The organism is Chryseobacterium sp. GM_Chr_2, from assembly GCF_026540445.1.
Taxonomy (GTDB): domain Bacteria; phylum Bacteroidota; class Bacteroidia; order Flavobacteriales; family Weeksellaceae; genus Chryseobacterium.
In genome coordinates this window covers 19592-38023 of sequence record NZ_JALNUD010000007.1, presented here as the reverse complement: position 1 = coordinate 38023, position 18432 = coordinate 19592, and the positions used below count along the sequence as shown (strand labels likewise).

At 34.9% G+C, this 18432-nt stretch carries 17 protein-coding genes; 15 read left to right on the top strand and 2 right to left on the bottom strand.

Annotation, left to right across the window (positions count from 1 at the left end; genetic code table 11):
• Positions 1–39 precede the first annotated feature (39 nt).
• Positions 40–699, bottom strand: a complete 660-nt coding sequence (locus tag OXQ85_RS12080) for a YceI family protein (protein WP_267404898.1) — start codon at positions 697–699, stop codon at positions 40–42.
• Positions 700–784: 85 nt separating this feature from the next.
• Between OXQ85_RS12080 and OXQ85_RS12075 the strand changes: the two genes are divergently transcribed.
• A complete protein-coding gene (locus OXQ85_RS12075; RefSeq protein WP_267404897.1) occupies positions 785–1720 on the top strand; it encodes an ABC transporter ATP-binding protein in 936 nt (311 codons plus the stop codon).
• 370 nt (positions 1721–2090) lie between these two features.
• On the opposite strand, the gene OXQ85_RS12070 is transcribed toward OXQ85_RS12075, so the two are convergent.
• A complete protein-coding gene (locus OXQ85_RS12070) occupies positions 2091–2435 on the bottom strand; it encodes a zinc ribbon domain-containing protein YjdM (RefSeq protein ID WP_267404896.1) in 345 nt (114 codons plus the stop codon).
• 170 nt (positions 2436–2605) lie between these two features.
• Between OXQ85_RS12070 and OXQ85_RS12065 the strand changes: the two genes are divergently transcribed.
• From OXQ85_RS12065 to OXQ85_RS12000, 14 genes are all read left to right on the top strand, one after another.
• Positions 2606–3811 (top strand): RsmB/NOP family class I SAM-dependent RNA methyltransferase, encoded by a 1206-nt coding sequence (locus OXQ85_RS12065; protein ID WP_267404895.1) that lies wholly within the window; start codon positions 2606–2608, stop codon positions 3809–3811.
• A gap of 236 nt (positions 3812–4047) precedes the next feature.
• The gene (locus OXQ85_RS12060) at positions 4048–5712 is read left to right on the top strand and encodes a GLPGLI family protein (protein ID WP_267404894.1); all 1665 of its coding nucleotides are present in this window, start codon (positions 4048–4050) and stop codon (positions 5710–5712) included.
• Between the two features lie 320 nt (positions 5713–6032).
• Positions 6033–7709: an asparagine synthase B gene (gene asnB / locus OXQ85_RS12055; protein ID WP_267404893.1), complete on the top strand. Its 1677-nt coding sequence runs from the start codon at positions 6033–6035 to the stop codon at positions 7707–7709.
• Between the two features lie 227 nt (positions 7710–7936).
• On the top strand, positions 7937–8779 hold the full coding sequence (locus tag OXQ85_RS12050) for a hypothetical protein (RefSeq protein ID WP_267404892.1): 843 nt from the start codon (positions 7937–7939) through the stop codon (positions 8777–8779).
• 140 nt (positions 8780–8919) lie between these two features.
• On the top strand, positions 8920–10326 hold the full coding sequence (locus OXQ85_RS12045; protein WP_267404891.1) for an MFS transporter: 1407 nt from the start codon (positions 8920–8922) through the stop codon (positions 10324–10326).
• Positions 10327–10613: 287 nt separating this feature from the next.
• A complete protein-coding gene (locus OXQ85_RS12040) occupies positions 10614–11489 on the top strand; it encodes a pirin family protein (RefSeq protein ID WP_267404890.1) in 876 nt (291 codons plus the stop codon).
• 268 nt (positions 11490–11757) lie between these two features.
• Entirely contained in the window at positions 11758–12069 is a 312-nt protein-coding gene (locus OXQ85_RS12035) for a GNAT family N-acetyltransferase (RefSeq protein ID WP_267404889.1), read from the top strand.
• Positions 12070–12147: 78 nt separating this feature from the next.
• A complete protein-coding gene (locus OXQ85_RS12030; protein ID WP_267404888.1) occupies positions 12148–13050 on the top strand; it encodes a pirin family protein in 903 nt (300 codons plus the stop codon).
• A 17-nt stretch (positions 13051–13067) separates the two neighbouring features.
• A complete protein-coding gene (locus OXQ85_RS12025; RefSeq protein WP_267404887.1) occupies positions 13068–13601 on the top strand; it encodes an NADPH-dependent FMN reductase in 534 nt (177 codons plus the stop codon).
• Positions 13602–13649: 48 nt separating this feature from the next.
• Positions 13650–14048, top strand: coding sequence for an OsmC family protein (locus OXQ85_RS12020; RefSeq protein WP_267404886.1), 399 nt, complete (start codon positions 13650–13652; stop codon positions 14046–14048).
• 1 nt (position 14049) lies between these two features.
• Positions 14050–14349 (top strand): GNAT family N-acetyltransferase, encoded by a 300-nt coding sequence (locus OXQ85_RS12015; RefSeq protein ID WP_267404885.1) that lies wholly within the window; start codon positions 14050–14052, stop codon positions 14347–14349.
• Between the two features lie 246 nt (positions 14350–14595).
• Positions 14596–16035, top strand: coding sequence for a sodium:solute symporter (locus tag OXQ85_RS12010; RefSeq protein WP_267404884.1), 1440 nt, complete (start codon positions 14596–14598; stop codon positions 16033–16035).
• Positions 16036–16568: 533 nt separating this feature from the next.
• Positions 16569–17420 (top strand): transketolase, encoded by an 852-nt coding sequence (locus OXQ85_RS12005; protein WP_267404883.1) that lies wholly within the window; start codon positions 16569–16571, stop codon positions 17418–17420.
• 61 nt (positions 17421–17481) lie between these two features.
• Complete coding sequence (locus OXQ85_RS12000; RefSeq protein WP_267404882.1) at positions 17482–18429, top strand: transketolase family protein; 948 nt, start codon at positions 17482–17484, stop codon at positions 18427–18429.
• Positions 18430–18432: the final 3 nt, after the last annotated feature.

The following is an 18432-nucleotide window of genomic DNA, read 5'->3' as shown; positions in this document are numbered from 1 at the left end:
AGGCAGACTTCAATCACTTATTTCACTTAAATAAAAAAATTATTTTTTTTCTAAAGCTTTTACGCTGATCTGAAGAGTCACATCATCCTTGATAACCCCATTTTCGGCAGGTGTCTGAAACTTCACCCCAAACTCTTCTCGCTTAATATCTTTCGGCTCTGTAGCAATACTTACCACACCTTCCTTCACAGATACATTTGCCTTAAACTGAGCAGGTTTTGTAATCCCTTTGATCGTTAAATTACCATCCAAAAGCGTGTTGTAATCACCTTCTGCAGATGGTGTCACTTTCGTAATTTCATAAGAAGCCGTCGGAAATTTTTCTACTTCGAAGAAATCACCACTTTTTAAATGACCGTTTAATTTTCCTAATTGTTCAGCATCATCTTTTAGATCAACCGATGTAAGCGAATTCATATCGGCTACGAATTTTCCACTTTCAAGACTGCCTTCTTTTACGGTAACATCGCCACTTTCGAACTTAATCGTTCCGAAATGGCTTGTGCTTTCAGATTTAAAAATTTTATATCCCTTCCACTCTACTTTACTGTTTAAAGTATCCAATGTAAACTGGTTACCATCTTTAGTTGTCGTCACTTCATTACCATCACTGGTCACAGGTTTTTCTTTATTACAAGAAACCATAACTGCAACGGCAAAAAGTACGGGAATTCCTAATGAAAACAGCTTTTTCTTCATGATTTTTAAATTTTTAATACTTCCGCTAATATAATAAAAAAAATCAATTTTTCCTAAAAACGATTCATTTCATTACATTTGTAATATGCTTTTAGAAATTAATAATTTACACTTTTCATACGCAAAGGAAAAACCTTTGTTTAATAATCTGAATCTAAAATTTGAAGGAGGAAAAATCATCGCATTGGCGGGAGAAAGCGGCTGCGGAAAGTCAACGTTGTTAAGTTTGATTTATGGACTTTTAGATTGGGAAAGTGGTGAAATTATTTTTGATGGCGTGAAGCTTTTAGGCCCGAAAGGAAATATTGTTCCCGGCGAATCTGAAATGAAATTTGTTGCCCAAAATTTCGATTTGATGCCTTATGCAACGGTAGCTGAAAATGTGGGAAAGTTTATTTCTAATATTAATTTAGCCAAGAAAAAAGAAACCGTAACCGAACTTCTCGAAGTCGTGGGATTGGAAGAATTTGCGAATATTTTACCTAAATATTTAAGCGGCGGACAACAGCAAAGAGTTGCCATCGCGAGAGCGCTTTCCGTGCTTCCGAAATTATTGATTCTTGATGAACCTTTCAGCAATTTAGATTTTCCACGAAAAATTGAATTGCGCGAAAAATTATTCAGATATGTAAAACAAAACAATATTTCATTAATTATTTCTACCCATGAACTTCAGGATATTATTCCGTGGTTAGATCAGATTGTGGTGCTTCAGGAAGGAAGATTGATACAGAATGACAGTCCGCAAGAAACGTTCAAAAATCCTTACAATTCTTATGTTGCGAAACTTTTTGGTGAAGTGAATATTTTTAATGAAACTGAAATTACAGATTTTCAACTTTCTAAATTTTTCTATTATCCGAAAGAGGTTAAAATTTCTGAAAATGGTTTTGAAGCCGAAGTTTTAGAAAGTCGATTTGCCGGAAATCATTATTGGAATAAACTAAAAGTAAAAAATAAAGAACTGGTGGTTTACACAGATATGAGAATTGAAAATTTTGTTACAATTTCCTTTGTTTAAACCTGAAATTTAATTGAATGACAGCTTACCTAGCCCTGATCGCAGCATTTGTTTGAGCTCATTTTTGTAGATTCGGCGAAGCGGCTCCGCCGCTTCGCCGAATCTACAAAAATAGCAAGTGCGAAGAGCAGGAAAAAGCTCCTGAACCAACTTAACCATCACATTTCATTACACTTACACTGTTAAATTTTTAATAAAAAAAATACAAACATAAGAATTGAGTTTAAACTTTTCTTACATTTGTATTTCCACAGCATAAGGAAATTTTTGGTTAATTCTCTTTCTGCCTCTAAAGATGAAAATTAGTCTTATTCTAGACAGGACAATCGACTCTTTTGAAAGATTACACTGCCCAATTCTTTCCTTTTTTTTATGCTTTCTTCACAAATTCCGACTTCAAAGCCATTGACCCGAAACCATCAATTTTGCAGTCAATATTATGATCGCTGTCTGGTCTTAAACGAATATTTTTCACTTTTGTTCCTGCTTTTACAGGCTTTGGAGCACCTTTTACCGGTAAATCTTTTACAACAACTACAGAATCTCCATCCTTCAGTTCATTTCCGTTTGAATCTAAAATCACACCTGAATTAGATGTATCAGCAGATACTTCTTCGGGATTCCATTCGTAAAAACATTGTGAACAAACCATCATATTATCGCTTGGATAGGTAAATTCAGAACTACATTTCGGACAAAGTACAGTATCACTCATATTTTTTAATTTTTGCAAAGGTAAGATTTTAAATGGTGGAATGGAAGTCTGATGATGGAGGATGGAAGTTAGATCCTATTAACCTTAAACACAGAACTAAACACTTTGAACCCAAAATTCTCAACTTAAATTTGTATTTTTGCAGATTCAAAATAGCAGAATCCAATTTTATGGAATTGATACACAGAAACCTGGCAATCGGAATTCACGATGCTTTACAGGAAACATTTTTCGAAAAAAATAAATATGCCGATAAAGTAATCGAAAGACTTTTGAAAGCACACAAAAAATGGGGAAGCCAAGACAGAGCGGTAGTTTCTGAGATTTTCTACAACATCATCCGTTGGAAAAAACGTCTTGAATATTATATGGGTGAAGGGGTAAAACCAAACAACATCTATAAATTAATCATCGCTTATCTTCTTTGGAGCAAAACAAATTATAAAAAATTCGAGGAATTCGACGGAATAAAAATCGCTGATATCCTTACCAAGCTTAAAAAAGGAACTGTTCCTACAAAAGCTATCGAACATTCAATTCCGGAATGGTTGGCTGAAACTTTGGAAAAAGAACTAGGCGACAAATGGGAAAAGGAAATGTTTGCTTTGAACGAGCAAGCTCCGACCGTTTTAAGAGCAAACTCTTTAAGAACGACTCCGAAAGAGCTGATTTCTGACCTTGCCGATGAAAATATTGTTTCATATCCTATAAAAAATTATCCGGATGCGGTTCAGTTAGAGGAGAAAAAGAATGTTTTTCTTACCACTGCGTTTAAAGAAGGATTATTTGAAGTTCAGGATGCCTCTTCTCAAAAAATTGGTTATTTCCTTGATGTAAAAGAAGGGCAAAGAGTGGTTGATGCTTGTGCTGGTGCTGGTGGAAAAACACTTCACCTAGCTGCTTTGATGCAAAATAAAGGGCAAATTATTGCTTTAGATATTTTTGAATGGAAATTAGCTGAATTAAAACGTCGCGCAAAAAGAGCTGGTGCTCATAATATTGAAACACGTATGATTTCTGACAATAAAGTTATCAAAAGACTTCATGAAAAAGCTGACAGATTATTGATTGACGCGCCATGTTCAGGTCTTGGAGTTTTGAAAAGAAATCCGGACAGTAAGTGGAAAATCGATCAGGCTTTTATTGACAGAATTAAAATTGAACAACAACAAATTCTTCAGGATTATTCTAAAATGGTGAAAAAAGGCGGACAAATGGTGTATGCGACTTGTTCTATTTTACCTTCTGAAAATAATTTGCAGGTTGATGAATTCATCAAAAACAATCCGAATTTTAGAATGATTAAAGATGAAAAAGTAATGCCAAGTACTGGTTACGATGGCTTTTATATGGCTTTGATCGAAAGAGTTTCTTAATTTAGAAAAAACATATTGATATAAAACTACTCTATTTTTTGGAGTAGTTTTTTTTATTTTAAGCCTAAGATTTTAATTCTAAAAATCTGGAAAATTAATTTTGATAAGATATTTTCAATTCATAAAGGCAACTTCCACACAAATATTTATACTGATTATTAAAAAAGTACCATTGAAATTCGCAAAGCCCAATTTATATGAATTAAAATTTATCTTTGTGAAAAACCAATATCATTATGAACAAAAGAGTTTTACTCACTTTTTTTATTTTATTTTCTTGTCTGTCGTTTGCTCAGACCTATGAAATTCAGTACATCAGTTCTTACAATGGAAAAGTTTTGACCGATCAATCTCCAACTCTTGTTTGGGTGAATGAAAAGGAAAATTTTATTTTAAATAACAAAATCAGAGAACAAAAATCAGATTATCCATTCGAAATAACGAAAGTGGAAAAACCTTCTAACATAATCGTTTCTTTTGCTTTTCTAAAATCGAATGAAATAATTTCCAATGCAGACACAGAAGCTGTAGGAAAACAATCTTTTGAATTTACGAATGAAACGAAAAAAATTCTTGGTTACAATTGCAAAAAAGCGGTTACAAAAATCAATTCAAATACCATTGAAGTTTGGTATACCAATGATTTAAAAATAAATGGAGGACCTTCTGTTACGGGGCAAAATTTAGGTTTGGTATTAGAAATCGAAAGAAATAAAAACTCTGTGATTACGGCAAATTTCATTAAAAAAGTTAAGAAAACAGACATCGATAATATTGTAAAAGGTTCGATAAATTCAACTGACGCATTAACCTATAAAGATCTTTTATGGAAAAGCAGATTCACCACTTTGAAAGTTTTTGATAATGAAACTATTAATTTTTCTGAAGATTCTAAATCTGATCAAAATATAAAAAGATTCGCCAACGGAACAATTATTCTTAAAAAAATAAAGTTTCCGAAAATCTCTGAAGGCGAACTTATTTTTGCGGAATTAAAGCAACAATCTAATGGTGATGCGTACGACAGAACCGGAACGGTTTTCTTTATTCCACAAGATAAATCTCAATCTTTCTTCGATGGATTAGAAAAAGGCGCAAAAACCCTTCCTGTTTTTGATAACGGAAACGGAAAACAATATTATGGAATTACAGCTACCGAAAACTACAATCCGGCTGTAGAAATGATGAGATTTTTTACACCATTCGGAATTAATAAATTTAACCATATTCAATTAAAAGATAAAAATTGGCAAACCATTAATCCATATAGAGAAGATATTACCGAACTGAAACCGTCTTTATCTGAAAAAGAATTATGGATCGGAACATTTATAGGAAATTATGATAAAGGAGGTCACAAAGTAAGCTTGGAAATTACCATTCACAAAAGCGACCAAACTGTTAATAAAAATAATACAGTAATTCCATTATTCAATTCTTTGAATATTATGGAAATGGCGGGACAAGATTACTCCACAATGTTTAATAATGAAAAAGGTTTATTTGTAGAATTTACGTTGAAAAAAGATTTGAAAAACGCTCAGTTGAGATACACAACTACTGGTCACGGCGGCTGGGAAAATGGTGATGAATTTGTTCCGAAAGCCAATTCTATTTTCTTAGATGGCAAGTCTACCTTTTCTTTCGTGCCTTGGAGAACAGATTGTGGTTCTTATCGATTATTTAATCCAGCTTCAGGAAATTTCTCAGACGGACTTTCATCATCAGATTTAAGCAGATCAAACTGGTGCCCGGGAATGGTTACAAATCCTAACTTTATTCCTTTGGGAGATCTGAAAGCCGGAAAACATACGATTCAAGTAAAGATTCCACAAGGGCCAACAGAGGGAACGAGCTTTAGTGCTTGGAATGTTTCAGGAGTATTATTGGGATCTGAATAAAAAACAAAACCTTCTCACAAATTGAATTGTAAGAAGGTAAAAACACAAATGATGAAAAAAAATTATTTCGAGCCACAAAGTAAAGACAAAAATTCATATAATTAATTATCATATATTAAGAAATATCTCATTTTTATTTCGTATGTGAACAGTGTTTTCGATTGCACAAAGAAAAAAATCAACTTATGGCGTGAATTTAATTCGATTTAATTAAAATTATCCTTTTAAATAAGTTTTTAAGTTAAAAATTTTCACATTTAACGATTTTTTGTTGCTATTTTTAAACCACATCAATACATTTGCTTTTAAATAATAATAAAATGTGCGGAATTGTATGTTTGTTTGATGCCAAACAAAAAACTGAAATACTAAGACCTCAGGTATTGGAAATGTCGAAGAAAATTCGTCACAGAGGTCCGGACTGGAGCGGAGTTTTCCAGGATGAAAAGGTAATTTTTTCTCATGAAAGATTAGCAATTGTAGACCCAACTTCGGGAAAACAGCCTTTATTTACAAAAGATCAAAAAGTAGTTTTAGCCGTAAATGGTGAAATTTATAATCACAGAGAATTAAAAGCCGAATTTCCTGATTATGAATTTCAGACAGAATCTGATTGTGAAGTTATCCTTGCGCTTTACAGAAAATACGGTAAAAATTTCATTGAAAAACTAAACGGAATTTTTGCGTTCTCTTTATATGATACTGAAAATAATGTATATCTGATTGCCCGCGATCATATGGGAATTTGCCCCCTTTATCACGGTTGGGATAAAAACGGAAACTATTATGTAGCTTCAGAACTGAAAGCATTGGAAGGAGTTTGTAAAACGATTGAAACTTTTTTACCGGGGCATTTTGTTTACAGTGAAGACGGAAGTGATCTGCAACAATGGTACACAAGAGACTGGGAAAGTTTTGACAATGTAAAAGATAATGAAACCGATATCGCTAAAATCAGAAAAGGACTTGAAGATGCCGTTCACAGACAGTTGATGAGCGATGTTCCTTACGGAGTTTTACTTTCCGGCGGGTTAGATTCTTCTGTGATTTCTGCGATTACCGCAAAATTTGCAAGACAAAGAATTGAAAGCGGCGATACTCAGGAAGCTTGGTATCCTAGATTGCACAGTTTTGCAGTAGGTTTGGTAGGTTCTCCGGATTTGGCAGCGGCTCAGAAAGCGGCAGAGCATATCGGTTCTGTTCATCATGAAGTTAACTTTACCGTTCAGGAAGGTCTGGATGCGATTCGTGATGTGATTTACCATTTGGAAACTTACGATGTTACGACCATTCGTGCTTCTACCCCGATGTACCTTTTAGCAAGAGTCATTAAATCTATGGGTATCAAAATGGTACTTTCCGGAGAAGGTTCTGATGAATTATTTGGTGGGTATTTGTATTTCCATAAAGCACCGAATGCGAAAGAATTCCATGATGAAACAGTGAGAAAACTTGGAAAACTTCACCTTTACGATTGTTTAAGAGCCAACAAAGCGTTGATGAGCTGGGGAATTGAAGGACGTGTCCCTTTCTTGGATAAAGAATTCATGGATATTGCGATGACGATTAACCCTAAAGATAAAATGATTAACGTTGCAGAAGGTAAAATTGAAAAGTGGGTTTTAAGAAAAGCATTTGAAGATCTTTTGCCTGACTCGATTGCATGGAGACAAAAAGAACAGTTCTCAGACGGCGTAGGATATTCTTGGATCGACACTTTGAAAGAAGTTGCTGAAAAAGAAGTGACCGACGAAATGATGGCAAATGCGAAATTCAGATTTCCGTTGAATACCCCTCAAAACAAAGAAGAATATCGTTACAGAACCATTTTTGAAGAGCATTTTCCAAGTGAAACGGCGGCGGCAACGGTACCTTCTGTGCCTTCAGTAGCTTGTTCTACACCTATCGCTTTAGAATGGGATGAAGCCTTCAAAAAAATGAACGACCCAAGCGGAAGAGCTGTAAAAGTACACGAAACGTCGTATGAAAAACAGTGATACGTGTTTTAGTGTTTTACAGATAACTTTTTATGTTGAAAGATATTATGTCTGAAAGAATCTAAAAATATCAGTTTAAAAAACTAAATCCTAAGCACTAAAATCTAATCCCTTAAAAATAAATTTATCAATCCTGTAGCAATACAGGATTTTCTTTTGAATTAACAACAATAATATTGATATAATTTAACCAAGAATCAAAATTATTATCTAATAAATAATTATATTTGGAAAACGAAAATATCAATTATAAAGAAATGAGAAGAAACATTACTATCTTATTTGCCTTATTATCTATGACTTTTGCTTTTGGACAGGGAAAATATGGCAAGTATCTCAACTCAAAAAAGCTGGCAATGGCTTATAAAACAGTGAAGGATGCTGATAAAGATGATTACTACCAACAATATTACTGGTTGGCAAAAGCTGAGCAACTGAAAACCTTCCCTCACCTTAAAGATGTAAAACCGGTAGTTTTATATGAATTTGTAAAAAAGGTGAATCCTCAGAATCCTACTAAAAAATTGGATGACAGAGGAAAAGAATTGAGAGCTACAGCAGAATTATCATTGAATCAATATTTCAAAAATAAAAACTTTGAGAACAATTCTGTTTTGATGTATAATCTTGAAACTTATGTAGATCCGTCTAAAGGTCAATACTATACAAAGGTTGATCCTGAAAAAATTAAAGAATTGGTTCCGAAAGAATTATTTGCATTCAATTCTAACAACAGAAATACAGGAGAAGACAAAACGTATTATCTGTGGATCGAAAAGAAAAAAGATGATTTTCACATTGTAGACATCATCCCAAGTGAGAAAGAAGATAAAGATTTTTATGTAAGATTAAAACAATATCTTCCGAGCTATAAATTCTCAAAATATGTTCCTTCGGTTAAAAAAGGAACAAAAACTGATAAAACCGACGTAGATTATTATTACATTATGCCTTTTGAGCAGAATACAGATAATATCGAATACAAAACCAAAGATTTCAAAACTTTCACATTAAGCCAGTACAGAAAAGCAGGCGATGAATGGAAAGGAGTAGAAAAACCTAGAAGATAAAATAGAAAAGTCTTGTGAAATTTCACAGGACTTTTTAATTTTATATAGATTTCTTTATCTAAAGAATGGACTGTTTTTTGAACCGTCATCTTTAAACCCAAAACAAAGTCTGGAAATCTTGAATTTTCAGCCGATAAAAAATGTCAGAACTTATTCCTACACAAACCCCGATTAAAAAAATTCTACCCTTGATTCTTGCAACCGCAATTTTTATGCAAATGCTAGATTCAACCATTCTTAACACCTCATTACCTTCCATTGCGAAAGACCTGAATGAATCGCCGCTGAATATGCAAAACGCCATTATCAGTTATGTTTTAACATTAGCGGTTTTTATGCCTGCGAGCGGATTTTTGGCAGATCGATTCGGGACAAAAAAGGTTTTTATCGTTTCTTTAGTTCTATTCAGTTTAGGATCATTGTTTTGTGCCATGTCTCAAAATCTTACGCATCTTGTGATTTCACGAGTACTTCAAGGAGTTGGAGGAAGTTTAATGACACCAGTCGGGAAATTAGCTTTAATTAAAACTTTCGATAAAAATGAATTATTAAAAGCAATGAATTTTGCCATTATTCCTGCATTAATTGGTCCCGTTTTAGGTCCCTTAGTTGGAGGATATATGGTAGATTACCTTTCGTGGCACTGGATTTTCCTGATCAATATTCCGATTGGGTTATTGGGAATTGTTTTGGCGATAAAATTTATGCCTAATTACAAATCCAAAGATGTTGATTTTGATCTGAAAGGCTTCCTTATTTTTGCAGCTGCCTCTCTCCTCCTTTCCATTTCTTTGGAACTTTTCGGAGATCTTCAAAATACAACTCCCGTTTTGGTCGTGTTTATTCTAGGATTTCTTTTTATGTATTATTATTACCGACATGCAAGAAAAGATAAAACCGCGATTTTCCCATTAAGCTTATTTCAGGTGAGAACTTTTCGTGTAGGAATTGTCGGAAATCTTGCCACAAGGTTAGGAATAAGTTCTGTTCCTCTTTTACTTCCGCTAATGATTCAAATTGCTTACAAGCAATCGGCGGTAACTTCAGGATGGATTATCGCGCCGATGGCTATTACCGCAATGTTCGGAAAGTCTTATGTTATTAAAATTTTAGACAAGTTTGGTTATCGACAGACTTTAATGGTCAATACTTTTATCATCGGAACCTTAATTTGCCTGTTAGCCATTCCCGATATTCACACTTCTTTATATTGGTTTATCCCGATTATTGCGATCTTAGGATTTTTCAACTCGATTCAGTTTACCTCAATGAATACGATTTCTATTGCTGATTTAAGAAACTTCCAGACCAGCAGCGGAAATTCATTGTTATCAGTCAATCAACAGTTGGCGATTGGTTTTGGTATTGCTTTCGGATTAATTGTTTTAAAAATATTCGAAAATACCCCTAAACTTATCAATCATGAAATTCACAATGCTTTTCGATGGACGTTTTTAAGCATCGGTATTCTAACCATTATTTCAGGGTTAGTTTTCAGAAGACTACACATTTCGGATGGAAAAAATATGCAATCGAAAGAAGAGTAATTTAAAAAGATGATTGGATTGGTGAATTTTACTTTGTAAATCAATGGTCAATCGTCAAATCGAAATATTCAGCGCAACAACTAACAACTAACAACTAACAACTAACAACTAACAACTAACAACTAACAACTAACAACTAACAACTAACAACTAACAACTAACAACTAACAACTAACAACTAACGACTAACGACTAACAACTAACAACCAGCCACCAAGTAATTACCACAGATCAATGCATCTGATTTTCAGCTGCCGTACCTTTGTTTTATTAATATCAACAATATTATGGCAACTAAAAAAGTAGAAAAAATAGTATCTCCCAGACCTGCTCATTTTGTGGGTGATGGTTTTAGGGTTCATAATTTTATTCCGGGAGTACAGGGAATGGACATGAAAAGAATGGATCCATTTCTTGTTCTGGATTACAATTCAAAATTTCATTTCAACGGAACAGATCAGCCGCGAGGTTTCGGAGTGCATCCTCACAGAGGCTTTGAAACCGTAACCATAGCGTATAAAGGTAAAGTTCAGCATCATGACAGTGCAGGCGGCGGCGGAATCATCGGTGAAGGCGATGTACAATGGATGACCGCTGCAAAAGGCGTTCTTCACAAAGAATATCACGAAAAAGAATGGGCACAGAAAGGCGGATTTTTCCAGATGGTTCAGCTTTGGGTCAATCTTCCGTCGGTGTATAAAATGAGCTGCCCAAAATATCAGTCCATCAAAAATTCTGAGATGACGAAAGTTGATCTTGGCGAAAACGGTTTTATCGAAATTATTGCCGGAACATATAAAGATCAAAAAGGTCCCGCTTTCACTTTCAGTCCTGTGAATATGATGAATGCCAAACTGAAAAAAGGCGGAAAGGCAGAATTCAGTTTTCCGGAAAATTTCAATACGGGAGCCTTGGTTATCGAAGGAAATATTATCGTGAATGGGGAACAAAAAACAGCAACCGATCATTTTGTTTTATTCCGAAATGAAGGCGAAACATTTACCATAGAAGCCTCAGAAGATGCCATTGTTTTAATTATCAGCGGCATGCCATTGAACGAGCCAATTTACCCTCACGGTCCTTTTGTAATGAATACCCGAGAAGAAATCATGCAGGCATTTGAGGATTACAATTTGGGACGTTTTGGTTATTTGGCAGATTAATTTCATTCAAACTTATATTTTGAGTTCTTCTTTTTCTTAATTTTATGTGATTGTCTTTTAGTTGGTTTTCACAAAGACGCAAAGATCATTTACAATCTTTATGTTCTAAGACACAAGGATTTTATCTTCGATAAAATTGGTTACGAAAAAATGAAAATCTTTTGTCACACTGAGCCCGACGAAGTGTTATTGCGTCTTAAAACAGTTTTAAAATTAAAAACTCTTTGTGTCTTTGTGAAAATCCAACATTATTCAAAAATCCAACATCATGAATTCAGAATTTGAAAATATTTCATTAACAAATACAGGAAAGCGATTCGAAATAGAATTCAACGGTCATTCTGCTTTTATTGATTATCGCGAAATGGGAAGCCAGATTGCCTTAAACCATACCGAAGCAGATCTGTTGATCTCGGGAACTGGCGCCGCAGAAGCCGTTGTCGAAAAAACATTACAATATATTGAAGACCATCATAAAAAAGCACTCCCTTTCTGCCCTTACGTTGCCGCATTCATTAAAAAAAATCCTGAATGGAAACGTATTGTCGATGAGAGGTTTCACGGTTACGATCAACTTTAATTTTCCTTAAAGTACCGTAAACAGAAGAAAAATTAATTACATTAGCTTATATAAAATTTAAAAAACCACCTTAATATCATGTCAAATATCGGACTTATTATAGAAGAAAAATCAGCAGATATAGGAAACTTTTTAGTCGGCAGACTATTGCCTTTCCGTGAAAAAAGAGCGGTCGGTCCCTTCGTTTTTATCGATCACATGGGGCCTTCAGAGCTTAAAGATTACCAAAATCTTGATGTTCCACCGCATCCGCACATTGGTCTTTCAACATTAACTTATCTTCTGGAAGGATCAATTTTTCACAGAGACAGCATCGGAAGTGCTTTGGAGATCAAGCCGGGAGCCGTAAACTGGATGACTGCCGGAAAAGGAGTTGTACATTCTGAAAGAACACCTGAATATTTGAGACATTCTGATAAGAGACTTCACGGTTTTCAAATTTGGGTGGGACTTCCGAAGCATTTGGAGCAGTCTGAACCTACTTTCCATCATATCGAAGCAGAAGAAATTCCAGTTTGGGAAGAAGACGGAATTCAATATAAATTAATTGCAGGGGAAGCGTTCGGCAGAAAATCTCCGGTTCCGGTTCACAGCAAATTATTTTTTATTGAAATTAAAACTACAGACGCAAAAAAAATCAGCATCGGAAAAGATCTTTATGGGGAAGCGGCAATGTACGTTTTGGACGGAACCGTTACAACAGACGGAAATTCTTATGGTTCAAAACAATTGATGATTGCCAAAGACACCAAACTCTGCGAATTTGATATGAGTGAAAATGGAACGGTGTATCTTTTTGGCGGTGAACCTTTTGAAGAAGAACGTTTTATTTTCTGGAATTTCGTAAATTCAGACAAAGAATTAATTGAAGAAGCAAAAGTAAACTGGAACGACCAGAATCACGACGCTTTTCCTTTAGTTCCGGGAGACGAGGAAGAATACGTTCCGCTTCCGAAAGCGATTTTAAACAGAAAACCGTAAGAAATTAAATATAAACGATGAAAATATTAGCATTTGCAGGAAGTACATCTTCCACATCGATCAATAGAGAACTGGTAAAATTTGTTTTGAAAGATTTTCCGAATGAAGATATTCATTTAATCGATTTAAATGATTTTGATATGCCCGTTTTCTCCGTTGACCGCGAGAAAAAAGGTTTCCCCGAAGAAGCGCATAACTTTTTAAAAGCCATTGAAGAATCTGACGTCATTATCTGTTCGCTTGCCGAACACAACCGATCGTACAGTTCGGCTTTTAAAAACGTTTTCGACTGGGCTTCGAGAATCAACGTCAAAGTTTTTCAGGATAAACCCATGTTTCTGATGTCGACTTCTCCCGGAGGTTACGGAGGCGGAAATGTGATGAATACGGCAAAAACATTTTTTCCGCAATTTGCAGCAGATATTAAAGATACTTTTTCATTGCCGAAGTTTTATGAAAATTTTGATCTGGAAAGTGGCGTTATCAACCCGGAAATGCTGAAAGAGCTCAAAGACAAAATTGAAAATTTTAAAAATCAGATTAAAAACTAAAAATTTAATTGATTTTTATATTTAAATTAGAACCCAATAGAAAAAACAATGGCGGTAACGGTAAAAGCAAGTTTAGGAAAAGAAAAATATTATACACAGGTTGTCGCTGGTGAAAATACTTTGATCACTGATGAACCTATAGATAAAGGCGGACAGAATAAAGGCTTTAACCCTTTTGAAATCCTGGCAACTTCTTTGGCAAGCTGTACGGCAGCAACCCTGAGAATGTATATTGACAGGAAAGAATGGGACGTTGAAAACATTAACGTAGAAGTAGAACTGGAAAACTTCCCATTGACCAAAAGAGCGATCTTTAAAAGAGATATCAGCTTTGAAGGCACAAATCTTGATGAAGAACAATTGAAAAGACTTCACACGATTGCAGACGCGTGCCCGATACATAAAATATTAACAAACGAAATAGAAATATTAACCAAATTCTCATAATATGATTGAAGTAAAACAAAACAACGACGAAAAACACGGAAATTTTGAGGCATTCATAGATGGAAACCGCGCAGGTTTAATGACTTACACCTGGGCTGGTGAAGAGAGATTTATCATCGACCATACTGAAGTGGAAGAAGCATACAACGGCCAAGGTGTTGGCAAAGAAATGCTTGTGGCTGCGGTAGATTTTGCAAGAAAAAACGGAAAAACCATTATTCCGCTTTGCCCTTTTGCAAAAGCTACTTTCCAGAAACATGAAGAGCTTCAAGATGTTTTAGTGAATCAGACTCATGCTTAGTTTATGCTAAGATTGAGATTGATTATTTTAAGTTTAATTAATTCTTAAGAGATGCTTCGGCAGGGTTAGCATGACATTCCCAATACTAACTGTCTAATTTTAACAGCAAATTTTAACGTGCCATGCTGAGCTTGCCGAAGCATTTTAAACAAAATAAAAACCTTTTGGATTTATATTCCGGAAGGTTTTTTCTTTTTCAGCAGACTATAAAAAAACTATATTTGTAAAATTTTAATCGAATAAAATATGTCTCCATTTATATTACTGGCCATCATTATCGTGTATTTTGCATTGCTGCTTTGGGTAGCCTACCGCACCGGAAAAGGAAGTGATAATGAGAGTTTCTTCATCGGAAACCGTAAAAGTAATTGGATGCTTGTGGCGTTTGGAATGATCGGAACTTCACTTTCAGGAGTTACTTTTGTGAGCGTTCCGGGAGCTGTGGGAAATGACAAATTTGCTTATTTACAGATTACCGTCGGATATTTGATTGGTTATGTGATCATCGCCTACGTTCTTCTCCCTTTATATTATCGATTAAAATTAACCTCTATTTACGGCTATCTTCAACAAAGAATGGGTCAGCTTTCCTATAAATCGGGAGCATGGATTTTTATTGTTTCCAGATTGGTGGGCGCCACCGCTAGATTGTATCTTGTGGTGAATATTTTACAGGTTGCCATTTTGGATAGTTTAGGCGTTCCTTTTATTGTTACAACGTTGATTATTCTCGCAATGATCATTCTTTATACGTATGAAGGCGGAGTGAAAACCATTGTCTGGACCGATACTTTACAGACTTCATGTATGCTTTTAGGTTTAATTATCTGTACTGTTTATATGCTGAATCATTTAGGATTAAGCTTAGGTGAAAGTTTTACCGCGATGAACGAAAAAGGCTATACAAAAATCTTTGATTTTGATCCTAACCAGAAAAGTTTCTTCATCAAGCAAATCTTAGCCGGAGCATTTATCACCATCACCATGACCGGAATTGATCAGGAAATGATGCAGAAAAGTTTATCGGTAACCAAACTGAAAGATTCTCAGAAAAATATGGTGACTTTAGGCTTTATTTTATTAGGTGTAATTTCATTATTCCTTTATATGGGCGGGCTTTTACATCTGTATGGCGCTCAGGAAAATGTAGCAAGTGCGGGAGATCAGTTATTCCCTGATATTGCTTTGAATCACATGCCTCCATTTATTTCCATCATCTTTATTATTGCTTTGATTTCAGCCTTATTTCCAAGTGCAGACGGCGCGATGACAGCTTTAACCTCATCTTTATGCATCGATATTTTCGGAATGAAGGAGAAAAAAGAATGGGATGATAAAAAGAAGGAAAGATTCAGAAAAAATGTTCACCTGATTGTGGCACTATCTTTCTTAATTATGGTGATTATCTTTAAAGTCATCAATGATAATTCGATGATTGGTTTAATTCTTAAATTGGCAGGTTTCACTTACGGACCGCTTTTAGGACTTTTCGCCTTTGGAATTTTTACTAAATTTAAAGTGAAAGACAATCTGGTTCCATTCGTTTGTATTGCAGCACCAGTGATCTCTTATTTTATCGATAAATATCAGGAAACTTTATTCGGAGAATTTAAAATCGGACTGGAATTATTGATTATTAATGGATTGCTTACTTTTATTGGCCTTTGGTTGATTAGAAAGAAATAATTTATTTTTAAACGCAAAGATTATATTTCTTCCTGCATTATTTTTTAGAAGGCAAAGGCAAATAATTTGCTTCGCGAAGCTTGAAACAACGCTTCATCAAATCAACTTGTTGATATTTTTTACTCCTTTATTTTAAAAATAAGCAAATTAAAAACTTTGCGTCAAAAAGTATTTAAACAAATTTAAACAGATTATAGGTTTTGGCTAAAGCCAAGTTTGAGGTCTGCTTTTTAAACGGACTAAAGTCCGCTCCTATTGAATTTTGAATTACTGATTTTTAATTATTAATTCAAATCTTTAATTTAAATTTTAGTTATCATTACAAATACGAAAAGTATTATCTATAAATTCATTTTACGGTTAAGATTCTTCCTTCGTCAGAATGACAAAAACACTCTTAGTTCGGGTGATAAAACAAAATACATATCATAAAAACAATCAAAAATATTGAAATTCGGAGTCAAAATCCGGATTTTTACATTTCCGTAAGCCACTAAAAAATTGTAGATTTGTCTATATATAAATCCTATACAATGAGTAAAAGTATCGAAGAGTTAAAATCTCTTACTACGCAAATCAGAAGAGACATTTTGAGAATGGTTCACGCTGTAAATTCAGGACACCCGGGAGGAAGTTTAGGTTGTACAGAATTCTTCACAGCCCTTTATGGTAAGGTGATGAACTACAATCTTCCTTTCACAATGGAAGGTAAAAACCAAGACCATTTCTATCTTTCAAACGGGCATATTTCTCCGGTTTTTTATTCTACTTTGGCTAGATTTGGCTTTTTCCCTGTTGAGGAATTAAGTACTTTCAGAAAATTAGATTCAAGATTACAGGGTCACCCGACAACGCACGAAGGTTTACCGGGAATCAGAGTCGCTTCAGGATCTTTAGGACAAGGTCTTTCTGTAGCATTAGGTGCTGCTGAAGGTAAAAAATTAGACGGAGACAACTCTTTAGTATATACTTTACATGGAGACGGAGAATTGCAGGAAGGACAAAACTGGGAGGCATTTATGTATGCTTCTGCGAAAAAGGTAGACAACATCATTTCAACAATCGATTATAACGGACAGCAGATTGACGGAAGCACAGAACATGTACTTTCATTAGGAAATCTTCATGCTAAGCTTGAAGCATTCGGATGGACTGTTCTAGAAGAGAAAAACGGAAACGATCTTGAAGCTGTAATTGCTATTCTTGAAAAAGCAAAAACTGAAACAGGAAAAGGAAAACCAGTGGTTATTCTTCTTCACACCGAAATGGGTTACGGTGTAGATTACATGATGGGATCTCACGCTTGGCACGGAAAAGCTCCGAATGACGAGCAACTGGATACCGCATTCAAACAATTATACTTAGAAGCTCCTGCGGATTATTAATTATAAGCAATAAATAATTGGTAATAAGTAATCTTTTAATCTTTAATTAATAATTAAAATAATGAAATATACATATACAGAAAAAAAGGATACACGTTCAGGATTCGGAGCAGGATTAGCTGAATTGGCAGATAAAAATCCTAATGTTGTAGCACTTTGCGCAGACCTTATCGGTTCTTTGAAAATGGAGAAATTCATTGAAAAAGCTCCGGAAAGATTCTTCCAGACAGGAATTGCAGAAGCAAATATGATTGGTTTGGCAGCAGGTCTTAGCATCACAGGAAAAATTCCTTTCACGGGAACTTTCGCTAACTTCTCTACTTCAAGAGTGTACGACCAGATTCGTCAGTCGGTAGCGTATTCTAATAAAAATGTAAAAATATGTGCTTCTCACGCAGGTCTTACTTTGGGTGAAGATGGGGCAACGCACCAGGTTTTGGAGGACATCGGAATGATGAAAATGCTTCCTGGAATGACAGTAATCAATACTTGTGATTATAATCAGACCAAAGCGGCAACTTTAGCTATTGCTGAGCACGAAGGTCCGGTATATTTAAGATTCGGAAGACCGGTCGTTCCTGTTTTCATTCCGGAAGATATGCCTTTCGAGATTGGAAAAGGAATTCTTTTGCAAGAAGGAACTGATGTAACGATTGTAGCAACAGGTCACCTTGTTTGGGAATCTCTTTTAGCTGCTGATGAGCTTGAAAAAGAAGGTATTTCTTGTGAAGTAATCAATATCCATACAATTAAACCTTTGGATGAAGAAATCATCTTAAAATCAGTTGAAAAAACCGGTAAGATTGTTTCTGCAGAAGAGCACAACTACCTTGGTGGTTTAGGAGAGTCTATCGCGGGAATGTTGGCAAGAAAAAGACCGACAAGACAGGAATTCGTTGCTGTAAACGACACTTTCGGAGAATCTGCTACTCCTGCTGAATTGATGAAGAAATATAAAATTGATTCTGAAGCGGTAAAAGAAGCTGTGAAAAGAATTTTAAACAAATAATTT

Coding starts and splice junctions, on each gene's coding strand:
- OXQ85_RS12080 (WP_267404898.1), bottom strand. CDS start 699: ATGAAGAAAAAGCTGTTTTCATTAGGAATTCCCGTACTTTTTGCCGTT.
- OXQ85_RS12075 (WP_267404897.1), top strand. CDS start 785: ATGCTTTTAGAAATTAATAATTTACACTTTTCATACGCAAAGGAAAAA.
- OXQ85_RS12070 (WP_267404896.1), bottom strand. CDS start 2,435: ATGAGTGATACTGTACTTTGTCCGAAATGTAGTTCTGAATTTACCTAT.
- OXQ85_RS12065 (WP_267404895.1), top strand. CDS start 2,606: ATGGAATTGATACACAGAAACCTGGCAATCGGAATTCACGATGCTTTA.
- OXQ85_RS12060 (WP_267404894.1), top strand. CDS start 4,048: ATGAACAAAAGAGTTTTACTCACTTTTTTTATTTTATTTTCTTGTCTG.
- asnB (WP_267404893.1), top strand. CDS start 6,033: ATGTGCGGAATTGTATGTTTGTTTGATGCCAAACAAAAAACTGAAATA.
- OXQ85_RS12045 (WP_267404891.1), top strand. CDS start 8,920: ATGTCAGAACTTATTCCTACACAAACCCCGATTAAAAAAATTCTACCC.
- OXQ85_RS12040 (WP_267404890.1), top strand. CDS start 10,614: ATGGCAACTAAAAAAGTAGAAAAAATAGTATCTCCCAGACCTGCTCAT.
- OXQ85_RS12035 (WP_267404889.1), top strand. CDS start 11,758: ATGAATTCAGAATTTGAAAATATTTCATTAACAAATACAGGAAAGCGA.
- OXQ85_RS12030 (WP_267404888.1), top strand. CDS start 12,148: ATGTCAAATATCGGACTTATTATAGAAGAAAAATCAGCAGATATAGGA.
- OXQ85_RS12025 (WP_267404887.1), top strand. CDS start 13,068: ATGAAAATATTAGCATTTGCAGGAAGTACATCTTCCACATCGATCAAT.
- OXQ85_RS12020 (WP_267404886.1), top strand. CDS start 13,650: ATGGCGGTAACGGTAAAAGCAAGTTTAGGAAAAGAAAAATATTATACA.
- OXQ85_RS12015 (WP_267404885.1), top strand. CDS start 14,050: ATGATTGAAGTAAAACAAAACAACGACGAAAAACACGGAAATTTTGAG.
- OXQ85_RS12010 (WP_267404884.1), top strand. CDS start 14,596: ATGTCTCCATTTATATTACTGGCCATCATTATCGTGTATTTTGCATTG.
- OXQ85_RS12005 (WP_267404883.1), top strand. CDS start 16,569: ATGAGTAAAAGTATCGAAGAGTTAAAATCTCTTACTACGCAAATCAGA.
- OXQ85_RS12000 (WP_267404882.1), top strand. CDS start 17,482: ATGAAATATACATATACAGAAAAAAAGGATACACGTTCAGGATTCGGA.